This window comes from Botryobacter ruber, from assembly GCF_003347595.2.
Taxonomy (GTDB): Bacteria; Bacteroidota; Bacteroidia; order Cytophagales; family Hymenobacteraceae; genus Pontibacter; species Pontibacter ruber_A.
In genome coordinates, this window is the sequence record NZ_QCZK02000034.1 from 11,359 (window position 1) to 31,191 (window position 19,833).

Genomic DNA, 19,833 nt, shown 5'->3' on the forward strand with positions numbered 1-19,833 from the left:
GCATTTTTTTGGCTACAGGTTGAGTTTTATCAGAAATATCCAAGAAGTTCTTCGCACGCGGCTATCGCCTGTATTGCATGATTCGCTGACGTGGATCAATTACACTTAAAACCACCGGCCCAACCTTTACTGCCCCTGCCACCACAGCCGCTGCACGTTCCGGAATTCTGCTGCTCCTGCCACCACAGCTACTACCGTACTTCAATGGCTGAAAATATGGAAGATGGGAGCAAAAACCTGTAACAGGTTAAATTTCAATAACTTTAATTGTTCAGATGTATTGATCTTTGAAAAACAATATTTTAATAAATTATTATAACTTTTCCTTATATTGCCGGAAAAAAATATCATTAAATGCTTGTCAAACAACTTCCCGCCCACATTGATCTCCAAAAATTCTTTTCTTCGCTATCTGCAATCAAACAACGTTTACGAATGATGAAACAATTATATAGAATTTTTCTACTCTGCTTTATAGGGCAGCTGCTCGGCATCATTTGGGCTTCAGCTCAGAATCCGGAAATTGTTTGGGCAAAACAGGCTGAGGGTATAAGCGAGAACAACCCCGTCACCGGAAGGTCGGTTGCTCATGACGCATCTGGAAACATCTATGCGATCGGCCACTTTACCGGCGTAATCACAATCGGAAACACCAGCAAAACGAGCGACGGTAGCAATGATATTTTCCTCGCCAAATATGACGCATCCGGAAACGTACTGTGGGTGCAGAAAGCCGGGGCAGAAAAAAATGACATGGGAATGGACATTGCAGTGGATAATTCCGGCAATGTTTATATAACAGGTTTTTTTAGTGGAACAGCTACATTCGGCAGTACCACACTTTACAGTAACAATGAAGCCTGTATTTACATAGCAAAATACGATACCGCCGGAAATGTGATATGGGCAAAAAAAGCTTGTGGAACAACAAGTGTCGCAAGCAAAAGTATCGGTGTAGATGGTGCCGGCAACATCTTTGTAACTGGTGAATTTCAGGATACTGTTATTTTCGAAAACACCACACTTACTAGCAACGGTATTGCCGATATTTTTATAGCCCGTTATGATGCTTCCGGAAATATTATCTGGGCACAAAGAGCCGGAGGGGCAGGTTTAGACTTTAGCGATAATATAGCGGTGGATGACTTGGGTAACATTTTTATAACAGGTCGTATCTCAGGAACAGGCACCTTCGGCAACATCACGCTTACCAGCAACGGTGCATCTGACATATTCATAGCTAAATACGACGTAACCGGAAATATACTTTGGGCAAAGAGAGCCGGAGGACAAGGCGGCGACAGAGGTTATGGCATAACCCTTGATGCTTCTGGCAATGTTTACATAACGGGAGAATTTGGCGGGCTTGCAACTTTCGACAATCGTTACCTAATGAGCACTAACAACAGCTATGATGTATTTATAGCCAAATATGATGCCGCCGGAAATATTGCATGGGTACAGCAAGCAGGTGGTTCAGATTTTGAACTAGGTAGAAGTATTGCTGTAGACGGGTCTGGCAATGTCTTTGTAACAGGCCAGTTCCGCGGTACTGCTACCTTCGAAAATACTACACTAACCAGCAGCGGCGATTATGATATTTTTATTGCCAGATACAGCGCCACCGGAATTTTGCAATGGGCTCATCGGGCCGGAGGAACAGGAAGTGATGTAGCTTTTAAAATCATTGTAGATGGAACCGGAGCCCCCTCCATACTTGGTCAGTTTATAGGAATAGCCAATTTTGGTGATATTACGCTAACCGGCAGTAACAACCCTGCTACGTTTATAACAAAATATAATGCCTTCGGAAAAGAGCAGTGGGCGCAGAAATCATCGGGCTACTGGTCGTCTGACTATGGCAAGAGCATTGCCGTTGATAGTGATGGCAACTCCTATATTACAGGCTATTTTTATGGTTCTGCCACCTTTGGCAATACCACGCTTACCAGCCAAGACGGCTACGATATTTTTATTGCCAAATACGATGCTGCCGGAAATGTATTATGGGCACAGCGTGCCGGGGGGTTAGATGTAGACGATGGCTTAAGTATTGCCACAGATAAAGCAGGCAATACTTACATCACGGGACAGTTTCAGGGTACTGCCTCTTTCGGCAGCACTACGCTTACAAGCGACGGTAACACCGATATTTTCATAGCCAAATATGACGCTTCCGGAAATGTAGTTTGGGCAAAGCAAGCAGGAGGAACAGGTTCTGATATAGCCAACAGTATTGCCGTGGACGGTTCAGGTAATACCTATATTACAGGAAGATATTCTGGAACAGCTGTTTTCGGCGGTATCACCCACACCAGCAATGGCAACTACGACATTTTTATTGTAAAATATAATACAGCAGGTGATTTCCAATGGGCACAAAGTGCTGGGGGAACAGGTTTTGAAAATAGTTACGGTGTTGATGTAGATGGTTCCGGGAATGCTTACCTGACAGGTAATTTTACTGGAACAGCTCCTTTTGGCAACACCGTACTCTCCAGCACAAGTGGAGGCACTGATATTTTCATTGCTAAATATGACGCTTCAGGAAATGGAATGTGGGCGCAAAAAGTGGAGGGGTCTCATATTGACCAAGGCTATGACATTAGCGTGGACAATTTGGGCAACTTCTACATCACAGGCTTTTTTAACCAAAGTGTCACCTTCGGTAGTACCTCCCTTACCGGAAATAGCTATAATACATTTTTTATAGCCAAATATGATACAGCCGGAAATGTGCAATGGGCAAAAAAAGCAGAAGGAACAGGATCTTCTATTGGATACGGCATTACAGTGGACGAATCTGGTAACGCCTACGTAACAGGTGAATTCTTTGATACAGCCATTTTTGGTAATATTACCCTTATCAGCGCCGGTAATAGAGATATATTCATAGCCCAATACGATGCAGCCGGATATGTGCTATGGGCACAGAGGATCGGTGGACTTGAACATGAAATTGCAGGTGGAATCGCTGTAGATCGTTATGAGAATGCCTTTTTAACAGGCTCCTTCACTGAAACAGCCGCTTTCGGTAATGTTACCCTAAGTTCTCTCGGCACTGAAGTTTTTGTAATGAAGATATCAAATGCCGGAACTCCCACAAGCATATCAGAAAGTAAATTGGCTACCCCTCTTACCATTTACCCCAACCCGGTCCATGAAAAGCTGCAGTTAAAATTACCCTTAACTGGCAAGACAAACCTGGAACTAAGACTGCTGGACACCAATGGAAGACTGCTGTTAAAACAAAACCACACCGCCGTTTCTGGAGAATTTCACCACACACTGGACCTAAGGGATACACCTCGCGGCATTTACCTGCTCCAGCTCGTTACAAACCAGGAAGTGATCACCAGACGAATCGTAAAAGAATAAACCCCATAAAGCCTGGCACCGTGTCAGGCTTTATCTTTTCATCCTGCTCTGCTAAATTCCTACCCTGCTGCCGAAATCGCTTGAACCACTGGCCCAGCGTTAGCTGCCCCTGCCACCACAGCCGCTGCACGCTCCGGAATTCTGCTGTACCACCCTCCACTCCTTCTGCACCTCCTCCCCCCTATTCCCAGTCTCTTTCTTGCTATTTCTTCAATATGACAGTCAGTTTCAGAAAAAAACGATAACCACTGCGCCATAAAAAAACATTTTAATAAACTAATATTCGTTTTATTAATTACTTTTACCCCGACGTTTGCTATACTTCTTTTAAATTAGCACCCGAACAGCATATTTATTTTCATTTATGATTAAATATTCCGGCCAGACAAGAGTACTTGTTGCCGTAGACTGCATCATATTCGGTTTCGATGGCGAGAACTACAAGCTCCTGCTTATTCAGCGGGGATTTGCGCCTGAGAAGAAAAAGTGGAGCCTGATGGGCGGCTTTATCCAGCCCGATGAAAGCCTGGAGCAGGCTGCCAGCCGTATCCTGTTAGAGCTGACCGGCCTGAAAAATGTATACATGGAGCAGTTGCATACCTTCAGCGACCCCAAACGGGACCCGGTGGAAAGAACTATTGCTGTTACTTATTTTGCCCTGATCGATATTCAGAAGTATGAAAAGCAGCTCAGCAAAGACTACCATGCCGAATGGTTCCTGCTAAAAGAGATGCCCCATCTCATCTTCGACCACGAACAAATGGTGGAAATGGCCCGCAACAGGCTACGCTACAAAGCGGCCATGCACCCGATCCTGTTCGAACTGCTACCCGACCGCTTTACCATTCCGCAGTTACAGGCCCTCTACGAAGGCCTTTATGATACCACGCTTGATAAACGGAACTTTAGCAGAAAACTCCTCTCTACCGGTCTGCTGGTAAAACAGCAGGAAAAAGACAAGGAAAACTCGAAAAAAGGAGCCTTCTATTACAAGCTGGATAAAGAAAAGTACACCGATGATTTCCAGGCGTTCCTCAACTTTATCCCGAAGCCCGACAAATTGCTCTCATAAAAGCCTGAGCATACCGAAGAAAGATAATTTAGCTTTTATGCTATGTATAATTAAAGATAAGTGTTAATTTGACACAAAATTAAAACATCAATTCTGTGCCTGAAGATTTATATGTAATTGGAGTAGACTACGGATCAGATTCTGTTCGCTCCGTTCTTGTTAACGCCCTCAACGGGCAGGAGCTTGCCTCCTCTGTTTATTATTATCCACGCTGGAAAGAAAGCAAATACTGCAATGCCGCAGAGAACCAGTTCCGCCAGCACCCGCTCGACTACATAGAAGGGCTGGAAAAAACGATTAAAGACTGCCTGCAGCAGGCTGGCAGCCAGGTGGCCGCCGCCGTAAAAGGTATTGCCGTAGATACAACAGGTTCTACGCCGGTAGCGGTAGATAAATCCGGTACGCCGCTGGCCCTGCTCCCGGGCTTCGAAGAAAACCCGAACGCCATGTTCGTGCTCTGGAAAGACCACACCGGCGTAAAAGAAGCCGCCGAAATAAACGAACACGCAACCAAATTCGAAACCAATTACCTGCAGTATGTAGGCGGTATCTACTCTTCGGAGTGGTTCTGGGCCAAACTGCTGCATGTGCTCCGCGAAGATGAAAAAGTGCGCAATGCCTGCTACTCCTGGGTGGAGCACTGCGACTGGATTCCGTTCCTGCTCACCGGCGGCAACGATGTGCACGCCATGAAACGCAGCCGCTGCGCTGCAGGACACAAAGCCATCTGGGCAGCCGAATTCGGCGGTCTTCCGCCACAGGAATTCTTTACCTCCCTCGATCCCCTTCTGGATGGCTTCAACGAAAGACTTTTCACCGAAACCTATACTTCCGACGAGCAGGCCGGTACACTCAGCCAGGAATGGGCAGATCGTTTGGGTCTGTCTACCGACGTGGTGGTAGGCGTTGGCGCTTTTGACGCCCACATGGGCGCCGTTGGCGGACAGATTGAGCCTTACTACCTGAGCAAGGTAATGGGAACCTCTACCTGCGACATGCTCATAGCCCCTGAAAAGGAAATGACAGGTAAACTGGTAAAAGGAATCTGCGGACAGGTGCCGGGCTCTATCATACCGGGCATGTCAGGTCTGGAAGCAGGTCAGTCTGCTTTTGGCGATACGTATGCCTGGTTCCAGCGCATCCTGCTCTGGCCGGTACAGCAGCTGCTCTCCCAGTCAGCAGTGGTAGACGCAGAAACTGCCAAAAAGCTTGAAAATGAACTGGCTTCCCGCATCATACCGGAACTAAGCAAACAGGCGGACCAGCTGCCAATAAATGAAGAAAGCGAATATGCCATCGACTGGTTTAACGGCCGCCGCACCCCGGATGCCAACCAGTTGCTGAAAGGCGCCATTGCCGGCCTGGGCTTGGGCAGCGATGCCCCGCGTGTTTTCCGGGCACTGGTAGAAGGCACCTGCTTTGGCGCCAAAAAGATTGTGGACCGCTTTATTGAGCAGGGTGTGCCGGTAAAAGGCTTGATCGGTTTGGGTGGTGTTGCCCGTAAGTCGCCTTTCATCATGCAGATGATGGCCGACGTGATGAACATGCCGATCCGCATTCATAAGTCGGAGCAAACCTGTGCCATTGGTGCTGCCATGTTCGCTGCTACCGCTGCCGGTATTTACAGCAAAGTGGAAGATGCCATGGCTGCCATGGGACCAGGCTTTGATGCCGAATACTTCCCGAACCCGCAGCGCACCGGTTTGTATGCCAGACGTTACCTGCGCTACTCCGCATTGGGCAATGCCATTGAGCACGTATCTGCTCACGCCAAACCCGAGATAGTTTCCGATTTACAAGAACAAGTAGAACGATAAGACAAGAATGAAAAAATTCGCGCACATTCAGGAAGCTGCCTACGAAGCAAACATGCAGCTTCCTAAATTGGGGCTGGTACTCTTTACCTTCGGTAACGTGAGTGCCGCCGACCGTGACATGGGTGTTTTTGCCATCAAACCGAGTGGTGTACCTTACGAAGATCTCTCGCCCAAGAAAATGGTGATCGTCGACTTCGACGGCAACATCGTACAAGGCACCCTCCGCCCTTCCTCCGATACCAAAACCCACGCGGTGCTGTACAAGCACTGGGAGAAAATCGGCGGCATCGTACACACCCACTCAACCTACGCCACCGCCTGGGCACAGGCCCAGCGCGACATTCCGATCTACGGCACTACCCACGCCGACCACAACACAGTAGACATTCCCTGTGCTCCTCCTATGTCAGACGAAATGATACAGGGAGATTACGAGTACCAGACAGGTTTCCAGATCATGAACTACCTGCAGGAAAAAGGCATGAGCTACGAAGAAGTGGAAATGGTACTGGTAGGCAACCACGCTCCCTTTACCTGGGGAAAGACAGCCGAAAAAGCAGTCTACAACAGTGCTGTGGTAGAAGAGATTGCCCGTATGGCTTACCTGACCGAGCAGATACGCCCGTGGACTCCCCGTCTGCAGGACTCCCTCATCCGGAAGCATTACGAACGCAAACATGGAGCTGACGCATATTACGGACAACAATAAAAACTAAATCTATTTGATCACACCTAACCCTTTCTACATCAAATGACTTCTACCTCCGGATTCGCTCCAATAGATTACATCATCTTCATTATCTACGCCTGTGTGATTATCTTCATGGGTCTGTGGGTATCGAGATCTAAAAAAGGAGTTGAAAAAACAGCCCAGGAATACTTCCTGGCCGACAAATCGCTTACCTGGTGGGCCGTTGGCGCCTCCCTTATCGCTGCCAACATCTCAGCAGAACACTTTATCGGAACCTCCGGCTCCGGTTTTGCGATTGGTCTTGCCATTTCTGCCTACGAATGGATGGCCGCACTGGCACTTATCATTGTAGCCAAATACTTCCTGCCGGTGTTCATCGACAAAGGCATTTATACCATGCCGCAGTTCCTGAGCCAGCGCTTTAACAGGGGTGTAAGTACTGCTTTCGCTGTTTTCTGGCTGCTGGTGTACGTGTTCGTAAACCTGACCTCCGTAAGCTACCTGGGAGCGCTTGCCCTGGAGCAGATTATGGGTGTGCCACTGGTGTACGGCATCATCGGCCTGCTGTTGTTCTCTGCGATCTACTCCATCTATGGCGGTCTGGAAGCGGTGGCCTGGACAGACGTTATCCAGGTAGTGTTCATGGTGGGCGGTGGCCTTATCACCACGTTCCTGGCCCTGGACGCTGCCGGTATGGGAGATGGTATTTTTGCCGGTCTGGCCAGTGTCTACGAAAAAGGCCGCGACCACTTCTCCATGATTATCCCGGAAAACTACCTGTTTGTTCCGGATGGTTCCGGCGGTCAGAAAGATGCCTTCATCGACCTACCTGGTATTGCCGTTATTGCCGGTGCCATGTGGGCTACCAACCTGGGTTACTGGGGCTTTAACCAGTACATCATCCAGAAAGGTCTGGCGGCAAAAAGCATTAACGAAGCAAAACGTGGTCTTCTTTTCGCCGGTTACCTGAAGCTTTTGATGCCAATTATCGTGGTTATCCCAGGTATTACGGCTTACGTGCTCCTGAACGCACACACTCCAGAAGAACTCTCTGCTATTCTGGGTAAATCCGTAGCCGACATCGGTACCATCAGCAAGTCTGACCAGGCGTATCCGTGGCTGCTGAAAAACTTTGTACCAACCGGTATCAGAGGGCTTGCTTTTGCGGCACTTGCTGCGGCCATCGTTTCTTCCCTGGCTTCGATGGTAAACAGTACTTCCACCATCTTTACCATGGACATTTACAAGCCGTACTTCAGCCCGAATGCCAGCAACAAAACGCTTGTATTGGTTGGTAGAATTGTGGCCTTGATTGCCCTGGCAATTGCTGCCTTCGTAGCGCCGCAACTCGCTTCGCTTGACCAGGTGTTCCAGTACATCCAGGAGTATACCGGGTACATTTATCCGGGTGTGGTAGTGGTATTCGGTATGGGCCTTTTCTGGAAACAGATCACGCCAAACGCCGCCCTCTGGACTGCTATTGCCACTATTCCTGCCGGTATCATATTCAAGATCATCAGCCCGGACATGCCGTTCCTGCTGCGCATGGGATATGTGTTCATCATCCTCTGCATTATTGCCAGTGTGATTAGCTTCCTCGAGAAAGGCGCCAAAGTGCGTATGCCGCTTCCGGAGCCGGGTCGTCAGCGCCAGCTTACGGGCTACGCTTACCTGTTTTTTGTGCTGGGTGCAGTGGCGCTGGTGGCAACAGTAGTGCTAGCCGGTACCTTCACCACACTGGGCATGGAAGCAGGTTACTTTATGGCCGCTATGCTGGTGATGATCGGCATTATTCTTTATACCAACGCACGCATCGAAATTGCCGATAAAAATGCGATTGTATCAGAACCTACACTCTTTAATACAGGTACACCATTTAATATTGGTGCCATCGGTATTATCGTAATTCTGTTTATGATTTACTATTTCCTGTGGCATTAATAGCCTGAAAAGCGTTGCAGCTGTAACAGGCTGTAACGCTTTTTTTTGTGTTAAATTCAATTACTGTAAAATATACAATTATTACCATGATAGACTTAAAACAATTTGAACTCTGGTTTATAACCGGAAGCCAGGTTTTATATGGCGAAGAAACATTAAGAGAAGTGGCAGATCACTCGCAGGAAATAGCGAATGGCCTGGACCAGTCAAAGCATATCCCGGTACGGGTGGTGTTTAAGCCTGTCGTTAAATCGACAGAGGAAATTTACAGCATTTGCCAGGAGGCCAATGTGGCCGAAAACTGTATCGGTGTCATTACTTGGATGCACACCTTCTCCCCTGCCAAAATGTGGATCCGCGGGCTGAACGTGCTCAAGAAACCATTGCTGCACCTGCACACCCAGTACAACCGCGACATTCCGTGGAGCTCCATCGACATGGACTTCATGAACACAAACCAAAGCGCCCACGGCGACCGTGAATTCGGCTTTATGGTTTCCAGGATGCGCATCAACCGCAAAGTGGTTGTAGGTTACTGGCAGGAAGAAGACGTGCATCAGCAGATTGGCTCCTGGAGCCGCGCCGCCGCCGGCTGGAACGACTGGCAAGGCGCCAAGTTCGTTCGTTTCGGCGATAACATGCGCTTTGTAGCCGTTACAGATGGCGACAAAGTGGAGGCTGAGTTGAAGTTCGGTTTTGCTGTGAACACACACGGCATCGGTGACCTGGTACAGGTGATCAATGAAGTTAGCGAAGAGACTGTAGATGGCCTGCTAGCTGAATACGAGGAGAAATACAACGTAGTGGACACCCTCAAAAAAGGAGGCGAGAAACACCAGTCGCTGCGTGATGCGGCCAGAATAGAAGCCGGTATGCGCAAATTCCTGCAGGATGGTGGCTACAAAGGCTTCTCCGATACCTTCGAAGACCTGCATGGTATGGTGCAGCTGCCAGGCCTGGCGGTACAGCGCCTGATGAACGAAGGCTATGGTTTTGCTGGCGAAGGCGACTGGAAAACAGCAGCCCTGGTACGTGCCATGAAAGTAATGGGCAGCGGCCTGGAAGGTGGCAACGCCTTCATGGAAGATTATACCTACCACTTCGATCCGAACAACGCGCTGGTATTAGGTTCACACATGCTGGAAGTAGACGAGTGTCTTGCTGCTGACAAACCATCCTGCGAAATTCATGCACTGGGCATTGGCGGTAAAGCCGATCCGGTTCGCCTGGTATTCAACTCGAAAGGTGGTCCTGCACTGAATGCCTCTGTGGTAGACATGGGCAACCGTTTCCGTTTGATCGTGAATGAAGTAGAAGCCGTAGAAAAGCAGCAGGACCTGCCAAACCTGCCGGTAGCCCGCGTGCTCTGGAAACCGCTTCCGGACATGAAAACCGGAGCAGCTGCCTGGATATTAGCCGGCGGCGCCCACCACACCTGCTACAGCCAGAACCTTTCGTCAGAACTCCTGCAGGACTTTGCTGAAATGGCCGGCATCGAATGTGTGGTTATCGACAAAGACACGAAACTGTCGCAGCTGAAAAATGAACTGCGCTGGAGCGAAGTTTACTACCAGGTAAACAGCAGACTCTAGTAGTTGTATTTTAAGCCATAAAAAAAAGCGGGTGTAACAACCCGCTTTTTTTTATGGCTTATAGGACCGTTTTTATTTACTGCTCCTGCCACCATAGCCGCTGCTCCTTTGTCTGAACAGGATTAAACAGATGTAAGGATTAACAGGATCTCAATTTAGTCTTGCAGGCATTTGCACATTAAAAATTAGCACATTATAATCTGCTGCTCCTGCCACCATAGCCTCTGCTGCATTATTTACAGCCTGCCTGTTCCGGCCGCCTCTTAGTTATCCCTAGCGGTATGAAAGCAACATTAGGCTTAACGCAGGTTACTTTCTACATTTGTAACTGTAGTCCGTGTAAGACCTAACCTATAAATTAATGGAACAGAAAATATACCAGGTAGATGCTTTTGCAGATGAAGTCTTCTCAGGGAACCCGGCGGCCGTGTGCCCACTTCAGCAGTGGCTGCCCGATAAGACCATGCTTCAAATAGCCAGCGAGAATAACCTGTCGGAAACAGCCTTTTATGTAAAGCAGGGCGACCGGTATGAGCTGCGGTGGTTTACTCCTACTGTGGAAGTAGACTTGTGTGGCCATGCGACCTTAGCCGCTGCTTACGTGCTGTTCAACCACGAAAACCACCCCGGCGACAACATCGAATTTCATTCTCCCAGGAGCGGCAAACTGGTCGTAACACGGCAGGGCGACCTGCTGACGCTGAACTTCCCGACCGATACCATCGAACCGCTGGCACTTTCTGATGACATAAAAACCGGATTTAACCTACAGCCGCTGGCTGCTTTTAAAGGCAAAACGGATATCATGGTAGCGTTTGAAAAGGAAGAGGATATCCGGAATCTGGTACCAAACCTTGGCGCAATAGCCAGACTGCAGGCACGTGGTGTGATAGCTACAGCCAAAGGAGATAATAGCGATTTTGTTTCGAGGTTCTTTGCGCCACAGGTAGGCGTAAACGAAGATCCGGTAACGGGCTCTGCCCATACCACCCTGATCCCATTCTGGGCGGAAAAGCTGGGGAAAAATGATCTGAAAGCAGTTCAGTTGTCAGCGCGCAAAGGGTACCTGCAATGCCGTTATCTTGGAGAGCGGGTGGAAATTGGGGGCTATGGCCGGCTCTATATGCGCGGAGAGATTTTTCTGAGCTAATTACGAGGGGCAGCAAATGAAAAGAGATAGCAGCTGCAATGTTGTGCGCTCTATCTCTTTCCATGATTGCTAAAAATATTCTGCTGCACCAGCCACCACAGCCTCTGCTCCTCCTCTCAGGCTGTCACGCAGGAAAAGCTTATACCTTCACAGCAAATAGCTCCTGCACCTGTGGGTCGGTATAGTCCTTAACGAACATGAGAATGTTGTTGTAGCGCTCAAATTCCTCTTTGTCGTGCATGGTAGTCAGCACCACGCAGGGCATGCCGGCATTTTGTGCTGCCTCTACTCCTTTTGGCGCATCTTCAAACACGATGCATTCTTCCGGCCGCACGCCCAGCAACTCTGCCCCTTTCAGGAATGTTTCCGGATCGGGTTTGCTTGTGTTTACATGGTCGGCGCTTACAATGGCCTTGAAGTAACGCCTGATATCCAGGTTGTCGAGCACAAAGTCCACGTTGAACATGATGGCCGCGGAACCAATGGCCATGTAAATGTTATTCGTTGCGGCTTTTTCCAGAAATTCATCCAGCCCGTCAATCAGTTTCAGGTGCTCGAAATAAGCTTTCTGATAACGCCGCTCCTTCTCTACAGAAAGTTCGTTTGCTTTTTCGTCGGTAAAATATCCTTTACCGAAAACACGCTCCAGGAGCTCTATATTTTTCCCATACATCTGTACCTTCACTTCCTCCCACGAAAGTCCGGCTTGCAGGTCTTCGTTCAGAATCTGGTACCAGGCTTTGGTGTGAAAGTGCATATCATCGATCATGGTTCCGTTTAAGTCAAACAGAAATGCTTTAGGTGATATCGTCATAACGTAATAATTGTGATTAAACTGCAAGCTAAAACAAAAAATCCACCTGTGGTAATAAAACAGACAGCAGAAGCATATGTTGATCGTTTTAATTCCTGCATTTATCCTGTATATTTCCAGCTAAACAGGCCCTTGCCTGTCTCATTTAATTTTTCCGCCTATGCAAATAAGTGCAGAATTAAAGAAAGCCATCAGCAACCTGAGCCACACCGAAAAAGATAAGCTGCTTTTCCGGTTGCTCAAACTGAACCCCGACCTCATCAACCGCCTGCAGTATGAGCTGGTAGAGCAGGGCGAATCGCTGCAGGAACGCCGCGAGGAGGTGGCAAAGCAAATAAAGCAGGTGGCACAGTGGGAACCTTACTCCCCGGGTTACCTGATGATGGACATGCGCTCGCTCAATGCAGAAATTACGCGCCATGTAAAATACACAAAAGACAAAGAGGGCGAAATTCAACTCACGCTGCTGCTGCTTCGTGTTTTCCTGGAGCAACACCTGAAGTTTATAGTTAACAACCTGCACCGAGCCGATACGCTGCAACAGTACCTGGTAAAGCGCATGCAGGTAGTGCTGGAAAAGCTGTCGAAAATGCACGAAGACCTGTACCTGGAATATGAAGCGGATGTAAATTATATTCTGGAAAAACTGCATACAAAAGTAGCTCCCAAACGTGCGGAAAATACTTTGCCAAAGCACTGGCCTGCCTGATAGCGCACTGCAACTTTTTTTACCGGCCCCTGGCAAACCTGTCGCGTGCATTCACCATTTTCTGAAAACTATTCAGACCTGAATCGGTTAATGATATAAATGGGAACGCGGGTATGGATGTGGTGTCTGACACTGCAACATACACCTGTATCTACCTAAGCTACAGTGATTTGACTACATGGCACAACACCAATTCAATCATTATTCGAATAAAAAAACCAGTTGAAAAAACGAGATTTTGATGCCGTCGTTGTCGGTTCAGGACCCAATGGGCTGGCAGCTGCTATTACCATGCAGGAAGCTGGCCTGTCGGTTCTGCTTCTGGAATGTAAGGATACGATTGGGGGAGGTTTACGTTCTGCTGAACTAACCCTGCCTGGATTTGTTCACGATATCTGTTCTGCCATTCATCCGCTGGCTGTTGAATCGCCTTTTTTTAAAACCTTACCCCTGGCCGCGCACGGACTCCGCTTTGTAACTCCAACCGTTGCTGCAGCTCATCCCTTTGATAATGGCACAGCCGCTGTGCTGCAAAAATCAATAGAAAAAACGGCCTGCTCGCTTAACGGCGACAAAAACGCTTACCTCAACCTGATAGCGCCCCTGGTAAACGACTGGCCTGATATTGCGCTCTCAACGCTCGGTCCGCTCCGCCTGCCGAAGCACCCGCTGGCTATGGCCCGGTTTGGTTGGAATGCCTTAACTTCAGCAGAGTTCCTGGCAAGGCTCCGGTTTCAGACAGTTGAGGCACGTGGCCTTTGGGCAGGTATGGCGGCACACGCCATTCAACCCTTATCTAAAATTACGACCTCAGCAATCGGACTGGTACTTATGGCGATGGGACATCTGAATGGGTGGCCTGTTCCAGTTGGAGGTTCCCAGTCGATAGCAACCGCACTGGCAGCCTATTTCACATCCATCGGCGGAAAAATTGAAACGGGTGTTTACGTAAAAAACCTGAAACAGCTGCCTTCTGCTCATGCCGTGCTGCTGGATGTAACGCCAAAGCAGCTGTTGTCTATTGCCGGCCATGAATTTTCGAGCCTGTATAAATGGCAGCTGCAACGGTACCGGTACGGCATGGGAGTGTTTAAAATCGACTGGGCATTAGATGGTCCCGTGCCTTTTAAGGCAGCAGAATGCCGGCAGGCGGGCACCGTTCACCTCGGAAATACACTGGAAGAAATAGCTTCGGCGGAAAAAATAACCTCTGTGGGCATACACCCGGAGCGGCCCTTTGTACTGCTGGCACAGCAAAGCCTCTTCGACACCACGCGGGCACCGGAAGGCAAGCACACAGCCTGGGCCTATTGCCATGTACCTAATGGCTCCGAGACAGACATGACTGCTGCCATCGAAAACCAGGTGGAGCGGTTTGCCCCCGGTTTTAAAGACCTGATCCTGGCCCGGCACACCATGCACACCGCCCAGATGCACGAGTACAATCCGAACTACATCGGCGGCGACATCAATGGCGGCAAACTAAATATCAGGCAGTTATATACCCGCCCGGCCTTGCGGCTCTCGCCCTACAGAACCTCCGCAAAAGGAATCTACATCTGCTCGTCCTCTACCCCGCCCGGTGGCGGCGTGCATGGCATGTGCGGCTACCATGCCGCACGGGTAGCGCTGAAAGATGTGTTTGAGCTGCAGGCAAGGGAGTTGGTGTAAAAGTGGCTGTTGCTGCATTAATTCCCGATTATTTTACAAACAACCTCGGATCAAATTCAAAAGGTTCGGAATTGATAATTGTTATTTGTTGAAAATCTTTGTGACGTGGGTTTAGCAGGTAATTGTAATTGCCTTTTACAGTTGCAGATGGCACTTTTAATACCAGGTACTCCGCTTCATTAACAAAAGCATCTCCCAGCTCCTGGGTAGCATTTGGGTGCGGGAACAGCTTCCAGTCTGGAGGCAGCGAATCAGCTGTAAGTTCCTTTATAGCAATCATATCAGGAATATTGACGCTGATGAGGTAATAATCTTCGGGAATAACACCCAGCGGCGTATGCACCGCAATCTCTACGGTACAAAGGGCAATCGATTCACAGGTATAGAGCATAGCGACGCCCTTGGTGTTCCAGCGGCCTCCCGCCAGTTCTGCTCCTTTACCTGATAAGTCGTTCCTGAATTTGCCTTTGCTCAGGCGATACACGATCATGCCAGCACCCCATGCTCTATACGCGTCAGTTCATCCCTTAACAAGCTGATTCCAAAAGTGCTATCCAACAGCTCTTTTGGCCTTACACCGCCCAAGGCGACATTCTTAGATTCGAGCCAGGTGTTAAACTTGTCAGGATTGCCGAATACCTCAATTCCTTTGTTATAGACCAGCGTAATCTCGATAATCTTTTCGGAATGAATTGGATCGAATGTACGTTCCTCTTTTTTGTAACGCTGAAACGTTCTTTCGGAAAGGTGCAGAAATGCAGACCAATCCTCGGAACTGAAAGGACTTCTATCGGCGATGGATTTGAAAACGGTATATTTTATACCCTCGCGCACAGTTTTTATTAGCGCGAAAACATCTCTGTCGTCGATTAACTTATAACTTAAGCTGCTGTCTATTTTAAGGGCCTTTGCCATACAGAATCAATTATTCTCAAATATAAGATACTTGTCATAAAATTAACGACAGTTGTCATACTATTGTTTACCTACTCCGCCAACTCCTCCACCTGCTGCCTAATCCTGCCAATCCAGTTGTTCCACATGCGCATGGAAAAGAAAGCCTGAATTCCCACAAAACATCCGAAAGCAGCCACCATTAGCCACTTTTTCAGGGTAAGTTCTACAGCTGAGGTGAAGAAAACCAGCAGCGAGAGGGAGAACAGCAGCATGGCCGCCAGCGAAAAGACTTTCATCCGCTTCAGCGCGTTCAGGAGCTGTTGCAGCGAAGTTAATATCTGCTGTTCCCGTACTACCTGCAGCAAGGTGAAATAGCCCAGCAGGTTAGACAGGAAATAAAACAAAGCACCTACGACCAACGCTATACTGGCATACGCAGGCTTTTGGTCCCCATCAAAAATATCGTAAAAAAAGAACAGCAGCAGTACCATAAACACAGCCTCGGTCAGCAGCTTCAACCGTACCTTCCGCACCACGGTCAGGTGTTTCCCGGTTTTGATTATTTGGGTTAATTTATCTGCTGCACCGGCAGCAGCTCCCGCCTTTTGCCAGTTGGTTTTCAGATCGTCCAGTTCCATTTTTTGCTTCTTTAAATTGTTAGCGTTTGCTTTAGTTTTGCCTTGATCCGGTTTAGCCGCACTCCCACGTTGCTCTCGCTGATGCCCAGTACATCAGCGAGAGCGCGGTACGAAAAATCGTCGAGGTACAGGGACACCAGCGCCTTCTCCACATCACTCAGGCCGCTCAAGGCCTGGAACAGCCGTTCCTCCTGCTCCGCTTGCGGGTTTTCTGCTCCTTCGGCCATGTCAGGCAGCGTATCGGTGTAGTTCACGACAGGCCGCTGCTTCCGGAAGGTAGCCAGGGCTGTGTTCAGGGCGATCCGGTACATCCAGGTACTCACGCTGGCGTTTCCTTTGAACTGTGGAAACGCTTTCCAGAGCTGGTACACCACCTCCTGGAACAGGTCTTCCCTGTCTTCGGGTGTATGGCGGTAAAGCCTGCATATTTTGTGGATGATGGCCTGGTGCGGGCCAATCAGCTCCAGAAACTCTTTTTCCATTGTTAACCTGGTCCCCTTTTCATTTGATACTCTATTAGTTGCAGCGGGCGCCGGAAGCTTACAGCAACCGTCAATTATTTTTTCAGTACCGTTCAATTTTTACTGCTGCAGCGGCAATGGTGGCAGGAGCAGAACCACTTTTAAGCCCGCATCCGTACAATAAAGTCTTTCGAAACAAACAGCTTTGGATATGAAATATAACTTATTAGGCGATACCGGCGTGCTGGTATCGGAATTATGTTTTGGCGCCATGACCTTTGGCGGCGGAGGCGGCGGCATCTGGGAAAAAATAGGCAGGCAACAGCAGGAAGAGGTAAACGAGCTGCTGAAAACGGCTGTGGATGCGGGCATTAATTTCCTCGACACCGCCAATGTGTATTCGTACGGGCAGTCGGAGGAGCTGCTGGGGCAGGGACTGAAACAAGCCGGTATTTCGCGGAACAGCCTGTTCATTGCCACAAAAGTGCGTGGCCGTATGGGCGCCGGAATTAACCAGGTGGGTCTCTCCCGCTTTCATGTGTTTCAGTCGGTGGAGGAAAGCCTGCAGCGGCTCCAGGTAGACCACATCGACCTGCTGTATGTACATGGTGTAGATGCAGCCACGCCCGTAGAACAGATTGTGCATACGCTGCACGATGTGGTGCTGACGGGCAAGGTGCGCTATGTGGGTGTTTGTAACTGGCCGGCCTGGATGGTGATGAAAGCCATCGGTATTGCCCGGCAGCAGGGCTGGCATGTGTTCGTGGCCATGCAGTACTTTTACACCGCCGCCAACCGCGATGCCGAACGAGACCTGTTGCCGCTGGCCCAGGACCAGCACCTGGGCTTTATGCCCTGGAGCCCGCTGGCAGGCGGTTTTTTGTCGGGGAAGTTTACGCGCGAGCAAACCCACACCGGCGGCCAGTCGCGTCGCGATAATTTTGATTTTCCCCATATTAACAAAGACAGGGCCTACAACATTATTGATGTCCTGATCCAGATCGGGAAGAATTATGAGGTAACGGCAGCCGAAGTGGCGCTGGCCTGGGTGCGCCAGCAACAAAACGTTACCAGCACCATCATCGGCGCCAAAACACTCGACCAGCTCAAATCCAACATCCACTCCACTACTTTCCGGCTCAACGAGGAAGAACTGGAGCTGCTCGACCAGGTAAGCAAACCCGAGCCCTCCTACCCCAACTGGATGGTGGAGCGGCAGATGGGAGACCGCTATGGCACTAAATAAAAATAAAGAAAAGCACCTGCATAGCATCGGGTTATGCAGGTGCTTTTAGTTTTTGCGGCTAAAAAGCACTTTTTTGCTGCTCCGGGCGTTATAGCACCTGAACAAGCCCGAAAAATATGCTGAAACAAATAGCGGCAGCGTGTATAACAGCAGCGGTTTTAAGCTCCTGCAGCACCTTACAAGCTGTTTCTGATAAAATATTTCCTTCCGATAAAAGTACACTCACCATGGCCGATGTGGTCCCGGTTATGCGACCGGCAACGCCCAGGGTCAGGCAGCAGCAGCAAAAGTTTGTTAAGGAGAACCTGAAGCGCTTCAGTTCCGGTAAGGCTGCCGGCGCACATTATGTTACCGAAGCCAAACGGAATTTCAACGATGAAAAACCCGATTCTGCCGCTTACCTGTTCGGGCGTGCCTGGCTCCTGGACAGCACCAACAACGATATTTTCTGGGGCTATGGCCTGGTGTACGGGCAGCAAAAGCAATTCGATAAATCGCTTTTTATCCTCTACAAAGCACACAAAGCAGACAAGGAAAACCCGCGCCTCCTTACCGATATAGCCACGAGCCACCTGGGCAGGTTTTATGAAGCAAGTTCCCCGGACGACCTCCTGAAAAGCCGGAAACTGCTGGAGGAGGCTATCAAACTGGCACCGGACGAAGAGGATGCTTATTATAAACTGGCCATCAGCTGCTATTACCTCCAGGACTACCCAAAAGCATGGGAATACCTGCACAAGAGCCTGCGCCAGGACAAAGCAATAGCCGATAAGAAGTTTATTTCTGCCCTGCTGGCGAAGCACCGGGATCCCGAGGGAATTTACCATCACCGGAATATACAATAGGCTTGCTTCATAATTACTTTTAATTTACTTTTAGCTTTCGTGCCTGGCACACAAAGCATTAACATCTACCAATCAACCAAATGAAGAATTTATTTTTTACCGTTGCAGTCCTGCTCTTTTCAGCGACACTTTCTTTTGCACAGGAGCAGCCTGTAAGTCCTAATCCGAATGTGCTGCCCATGTTCGGTAATCTGCCCCGAACAGAAGAACAGCAGCTTAAGGATCAGAAATTTTTATCGAACTGCGATGCCAACTTTGCAAACCGCCAGGAAGCAAGCAAGTTTTTCCTGGCCCGTGGCTGGGAATATTTTAATGAAGGCAAAACAGACACTGCCATGTACCGTTTTAACCTGTCCTGGCTCCTGAACCCGGATAACGGCAACACCCTCTGGGCCTTCGGTTTAGTTACCTTCGGGAAAGGGCAATTTGAGGAATCGATAACCTATTACGAAAAAGCACTTGCCGTAGAGCCCAAAAACAGCCTCTTGCTCAGCGACCTGGCCACTTCGTACCTGGCTATTTACAAGCAGGAAGAAAAGCGAGGCAAAAAGAAAAAAGCGCTTAAAAAAGTAGCGGAGTTTACAAACAAAGCCATTGAAGCTGATTCTGCCAATGCCTTTGCCCTCTTCAGCATGTCGCAGGTGAAGTTCTATGAGAAAAAGTACGAAGACGCCTGGAACTACCTCCACCAAAGCCGTGAACTAAACCTGACTACCATTGATTTCACGTACCTGTCAGAGCTGATGGCGCAGATGCCGGATCCGAAAGGCTTGTTCAAAAACAACTGATATTGCTTTAAGGAGCAGGTATTATTAAGAATCTTCATGAGGCTTTTCATGAAGATTGATTTAGAAAAGCGGGTGTCCTTGTAATGGGACACCCGCTTTTTTCTATGCTTCGATTATCGCTGC

Annotated in this window: 17 protein-coding genes; 12 read left to right on the plus strand and 5 right to left on the minus strand. The window is 48.9% G+C overall.

From position 1 onward, the window contains the following. The first annotated feature begins 354 nt into the window (after positions 1-354). The 7 genes from DCW36_RS09645 (at position 355) to DCW36_RS09675 (ending at position 11,641) form a co-directional block, all read left to right on the plus strand. A complete protein-coding gene (locus DCW36_RS09645) occupies positions 355-3,378 on the plus strand; it encodes an SBBP repeat-containing protein (protein ID WP_114783185.1) in 3,024 nt (1,007 codons plus the stop codon). A 364-nt stretch (positions 3,379-3,742) separates the two neighbouring features. Then, positions 3,743-4,450 (plus strand): NUDIX hydrolase, encoded by a 708-nt coding sequence (locus DCW36_RS09650; RefSeq protein ID WP_114783186.1) that lies wholly within the window; start codon positions 3,743-3,745, stop codon positions 4,448-4,450. Between the two features lie 95 nt (positions 4,451-4,545). Next, entirely contained in the window at positions 4,546-6,267 is a 1,722-nt protein-coding gene (locus tag DCW36_RS09655) for a ribulokinase (RefSeq protein WP_114783187.1), read from the plus strand. A 7-nt stretch (positions 6,268-6,274) separates the two neighbouring features. Next, a complete protein-coding gene (locus DCW36_RS09660; RefSeq protein WP_114783188.1) occupies positions 6,275-6,976 on the plus strand; it encodes an L-ribulose-5-phosphate 4-epimerase in 702 nt (233 codons plus the stop codon). Positions 6,977-7,018: 42 nt separating this feature from the next. Continuing rightward, on the plus strand, positions 7,019-8,899 hold the full coding sequence (locus tag DCW36_RS09665) for a sodium:solute symporter family transporter (protein WP_114783189.1): 1,881 nt from the start codon (positions 7,019-7,021) through the stop codon (positions 8,897-8,899). An 86-nt stretch (positions 8,900-8,985) separates the two neighbouring features. Next, positions 8,986-10,491, plus strand: coding sequence for an L-arabinose isomerase (gene araA, locus DCW36_RS09670; RefSeq protein WP_114783190.1), 1,506 nt, complete (start codon positions 8,986-8,988; stop codon positions 10,489-10,491). 361 nt (positions 10,492-10,852) lie between these two features. Continuing rightward, complete coding sequence (locus DCW36_RS09675; protein ID WP_114783191.1) at positions 10,853-11,641, plus strand: PhzF family phenazine biosynthesis protein; 789 nt, start codon at positions 10,853-10,855, stop codon at positions 11,639-11,641. 139 nt (positions 11,642-11,780) lie between these two features. On the opposite strand, the gene DCW36_RS09680 is transcribed toward DCW36_RS09675, so the two are convergent. Continuing rightward, the gene (locus DCW36_RS09680) at positions 11,781-12,455 is read right to left on the minus strand and encodes an HAD family hydrolase (protein WP_114783192.1); all 675 of its coding nucleotides are present in this window, start codon (positions 12,453-12,455) and stop codon (positions 11,781-11,783) included. Positions 12,456-12,615: 160 nt separating this feature from the next. Here DCW36_RS09680 and DCW36_RS09685 point away from each other — a divergent pair, with 160 nt between their 5' ends. Together DCW36_RS09685 and DCW36_RS09690 are read left to right on the plus strand one after the other, a co-directional pair. After that, on the plus strand, positions 12,616-13,164 hold the full coding sequence (locus tag DCW36_RS09685; protein WP_114783193.1) for a hypothetical protein: 549 nt from the start codon (positions 12,616-12,618) through the stop codon (positions 13,162-13,164). A 222-nt stretch (positions 13,165-13,386) separates the two neighbouring features. Beyond that, positions 13,387-14,835 carry a phytoene desaturase family protein gene (locus DCW36_RS09690; RefSeq protein ID WP_114783194.1) on the plus strand — a complete coding sequence of 483 codons (1,449 nt, stop codon included), beginning with the start codon at positions 13,387-13,389 and terminating at the stop codon, positions 14,833-14,835. A gap of 28 nt (positions 14,836-14,863) precedes the next feature. Here the strand turns inward: DCW36_RS09690 and DCW36_RS09695 are convergent, their stop codons facing one another. The 4 genes from DCW36_RS09695 to DCW36_RS09710 form a co-directional block, all read right to left on the minus strand. After that, positions 14,864-15,325, minus strand: coding sequence for an RES family NAD+ phosphorylase (locus DCW36_RS09695; RefSeq protein WP_114783195.1), 462 nt, complete (start codon positions 15,323-15,325; stop codon positions 14,864-14,866). Continuing rightward, entirely contained in the window at positions 15,322-15,750 is a 429-nt protein-coding gene (gene parS / locus DCW36_RS09700) for a type II RES/Xre toxin-antitoxin system antitoxin (RefSeq protein WP_114783196.1), read from the minus strand. Before parS ends, DCW36_RS09695 begins: the two co-directional genes overlap by 4 nt. Before the next feature lie 71 nt (positions 15,751-15,821). Beyond that, positions 15,822-16,370 (minus strand): hypothetical protein, encoded by a 549-nt coding sequence (locus DCW36_RS09705; protein WP_114783197.1) that lies wholly within the window; start codon positions 16,368-16,370, stop codon positions 15,822-15,824. An 11-nt stretch (positions 16,371-16,381) separates the two neighbouring features. Beyond that, positions 16,382-16,852 (minus strand): RNA polymerase sigma factor, encoded by a 471-nt coding sequence (locus tag DCW36_RS09710; RefSeq protein WP_114783198.1) that lies wholly within the window; start codon positions 16,850-16,852, stop codon positions 16,382-16,384. 190 nt (positions 16,853-17,042) lie between these two features. Between DCW36_RS09710 and DCW36_RS09715 the strand changes: the two genes are divergently transcribed. The 3 genes from DCW36_RS09715 to DCW36_RS09725 all read left to right on the plus strand — a co-directional run bounded on the left by DCW36_RS09715 (position 17,043) and on the right by DCW36_RS09725 (position 19,710). Beyond that, positions 17,043-18,077, plus strand: coding sequence for an aldo/keto reductase (locus DCW36_RS09715; protein WP_114783199.1), 1,035 nt, complete (start codon positions 17,043-17,045; stop codon positions 18,075-18,077). Positions 18,078-18,193: 116 nt separating this feature from the next. Beyond that, the gene (locus DCW36_RS09720) at positions 18,194-18,922 is read left to right on the plus strand and encodes a tetratricopeptide repeat protein (protein ID WP_114783200.1); all 729 of its coding nucleotides are present in this window, start codon (positions 18,194-18,196) and stop codon (positions 18,920-18,922) included. An 80-nt stretch (positions 18,923-19,002) separates the two neighbouring features. Further along, positions 19,003-19,710, plus strand: coding sequence for a tetratricopeptide repeat protein (locus DCW36_RS09725; protein WP_114783201.1), 708 nt, complete (start codon positions 19,003-19,005; stop codon positions 19,708-19,710). The last annotated feature ends 123 nt before the right edge of the window (positions 19,711-19,833 follow it).